Here is a 2,735-nt window from a genome sequence, read left to right as displayed (position 1 = left end):
CTTGATTTCCACGCCATCCGGGTTGTTGGAACCAACTTCATGAAGAGCCAGAATATGCGCTGCTACCAAGCCAAGCAATACGATTGGCAAGGCAATAACATGCATCGCAAAAAACCGGTTTAAGGTGGCATCAGCGACCACATAATCGCCACGAATCCACAGAGCCAGATCTTCACCAATAACCGGTAATGCGCCAAATAAGGAGATAATTACCTGAGCGCCCCAGTAAGACATTTGACCCCAGGGCAACAAATAACCCATAAAGGCTTCAGCCATCAGCACAACATATAACAGCATGCCGAAAATCCAAATCAACTCTCGCGGTTGTTTATAGGATCCGTACATCAGGCCACGGAACATATGCAAATAGATAACAACAAAAAAGGCGGAAGCCCCAGTAGAATGCAGGTAACGAATCAACCAGCCCCATTCAACGTCACGCATAATGTATTCAACCGAGGCAAAAGCCAGTTCCGCATCCGGTTTGTAATTCATGGTTAAAAAGATACCGGTAACAATCTGCAGAACCAGAATCAATAAGGCGAGTGAGCCAAAGTAATACCAAAAGTTAAAGTTTTTCGGTGCGTAATACTCCGAAAGATGTTCCTTCCACATTTTTGTTGCCGGGAAGCGGGCGTCAATCCAATCCATCATAGACATCATGCAGCTCCTTGGGCATCTTCACCAACAATAACAACATTGTCACCTTGGAAATGGTAAGGGGGGACGACAAGGTTGCTTGGTGCAGGAACACCTTGGAAAACCCGTCCGGCTAAGTCAAATCGTGAACCATGGCAGGGGCAAAAGAATCCACCTTTCCAATTTGCGCCAAGATCTTCAGGAGCTATTTCAGGTCGGTAGGTTGGGGAACAGCCTAAGTGAGTACAGATGCCGACCATTACCATGACTTCTTTACGAATAGAACGTGTTTCGTTCTGCGCATATTCAGGTTGTTGGGTCTGTTCGCTTTGTGGATCACGCAGATCATCATTTAAGGTTGTAAGCGCATTCAAAATTTCTTCTGAACGGCGGAAAATCCATACCGGTTTTCCACGCCACTCAACCGTTAGTAATTGGCCGGGTTCCAGCTGGCTGATATCAATTTGTACTGGAGCACCAGCCGCTTCAGCTTTGGCACTTGGTGCAATGGATGATACAAAAGGAATGGCTACAGCCACTGCGCCAGCACCGCCTACTACACTAGCTGCGGCTGTTAAAAACCGTCTTTTGCCAGTATCTATAGTGTCACTCATCAGATGAATATCCCCTGATATGTTATTTAATGTGAATCCAGCAGAGCATCAATGCCTTGGGATTGCTGAGATAAAACCATTAAATTTTAGCATAGCAAGGAATTTTTTGGATCAAAAAAGCCCGCATTTTCATGCGGGCTTTAGAAAAGCCGGAAAAGGCAGAGTAAGTGTTACTCTCCAGCAGCTTTTTGTGTTTTTTTCACAAGCCGTTTCAGTGCACCTTTTGGTTTTGAATCAACGATAGCTTGTAAGTTGGTTGGCTCACCAACAATAATAGAGCCACCCATGCCAGCACCCCAGTGAGGATCACATTTGTACATGTAAACACCTTCAACTGTTAATGGCTGGGTTTGAAAATTTTCGCCCATTTGGGACATAAAACCTTCAGCACCTTCAGGGATATATTGGTGTTCGCCGTCTGAATCGGTGAATGTAGTATTGACCAGATGACCATTCATTTTGTCCCAAGATACAGTATCACCCGGTTGAACTTTGATAACCATTGGGTCAAATGAAGTTAGTGATGCTGATACAACATGATTTTCAGCCATTGCAGCCGCAGAAAACAAAGATGCAGCACCTAATGCAGCCGCGATCAGTGATTTACTATATTTCATGAATATTTCCTCTCTTTATTGAGTTATTTGCCTCAGTGCGGAGCCAGTCTCCCATAATGAAGCTGAACACACACTGAACACATTTAGTTACGTGTTTTAGCACGCTATTTTCTTGGCAGGACAAGCACAAAAACGCCAGACTATACTGACTGTTTGTGGGATATGTCCATGGAAAAATGAAAATTTGTGTCATTTAACACAATGTTCTCTCCCTGATTTGAACGCATCCAACTGCCTGAAATCAATAGAGATGATGATTTAATAAAATTCAGGATGGAAACTTGGTGGGTGATGATTTTAAATTACTACCTAATTATCTTGTGGAGTGGGGAACGGTCAGTTTTTGCTGGTTACACCCAATTACTAAGGTTGGTTGTGAATTATCGCAGTCAGTTATTTGCAAGGGATAGCTTCGCTGTTTAATTGATAGTAGCCAGCGCTTTTGGATTCAAAGAGTTTTCGGTAGCTGATGCAGGTATCTGACTTTTTAGGCAAAGATTACGTGTGATCCCTACTTTCCAACAAAAGATTATGGATAGCAAAGCACTGCCGGGCATATGAAAATCCAGGAATGTCCGTTTAGTAGGTTGCCATATTTAGTTACGTTAAAATGCCAAAGACTGAATTCGCAAATTTTCGGTATAATCAACCCCTTTTAAGCTTGAAACAAATATTTCTTGCCGCATTTATAAGCAGCGTTGTTTGTTGATTCATTTTTAGGGAGTAACCTCATGCCGTTTTATGAATATCGCTGTGATGCCTGTAATCATAACTTTGAAGCGTTGCAAAAGATCAGTGATGATGCGTTGGTGGAGTGTCCAGCATGTCATCAACCCAACTTGAAAAAGCTGATTTCAGCGGCGGG

The 2,735-nt window shown here is 43.2% G+C and carries 4 protein-coding genes; 1 reads left to right on the top strand and 3 read right to left on the bottom strand.

The window, feature by feature from the left end:
- The 3 genes from B3182_RS10180 to B3182_RS10170 all read right to left on the bottom strand — a co-directional run.
- The coding region (locus tag B3182_RS10180; RefSeq protein ID WP_292752646.1) for a cytochrome b at window positions 1–663 on the bottom strand (663 nt) is incomplete at its 3' end.
- Window positions 660–1,253, bottom strand: coding sequence for a ubiquinol-cytochrome c reductase iron-sulfur subunit (petA, locus tag B3182_RS10175; RefSeq protein WP_292356067.1), 594 nt, complete (start codon window positions 1,251–1,253; stop codon window positions 660–662). The genes B3182_RS10180 and petA, both read right to left, overlap by 4 nt.
- 170 nt (window positions 1,254–1,423) lie before the next feature.
- Complete coding sequence (locus B3182_RS10170) at window positions 1,424–1,870, bottom strand: plastocyanin/azurin family copper-binding protein (protein ID WP_292356069.1); 447 nt, start codon at window positions 1,868–1,870, stop codon at window positions 1,424–1,426.
- A 731-nt stretch (window positions 1,871–2,601) separates the two neighbouring features.
- Here B3182_RS10170 and B3182_RS10165 point away from each other — a divergent pair.
- Window positions 2,602–2,735, top strand: a 134-nt coding sequence (locus B3182_RS10165; RefSeq protein WP_292752649.1) for an FmdB family zinc ribbon protein, incomplete at its 3' end; no start/stop codon positions are given.

Source organism: Methylophaga sp. UBA4204 (genome assembly GCF_002379485.1).
In the GTDB taxonomy this organism is placed as follows: Bacteria; Pseudomonadota; Gammaproteobacteria; order Nitrosococcales; family Methylophagaceae; genus Methylophaga.
This window is presented reverse-complemented; position numbering and strand designations above follow the sequence as displayed.

Excerpts from the sequence above, each read along its gene's own strand:
- petA (WP_292356067.1), bottom strand. The coding sequence starts at position 1,253 with ATGAGTGACACTATAGATACTGGCAAAAGACGGTTTTTAACAGCCGCA.
- B3182_RS10170 (WP_292356069.1), bottom strand. The coding sequence starts at position 1,870 with ATGAAATATAGTAAATCACTGATCGCGGCTGCATTAGGTGCTGCATCT.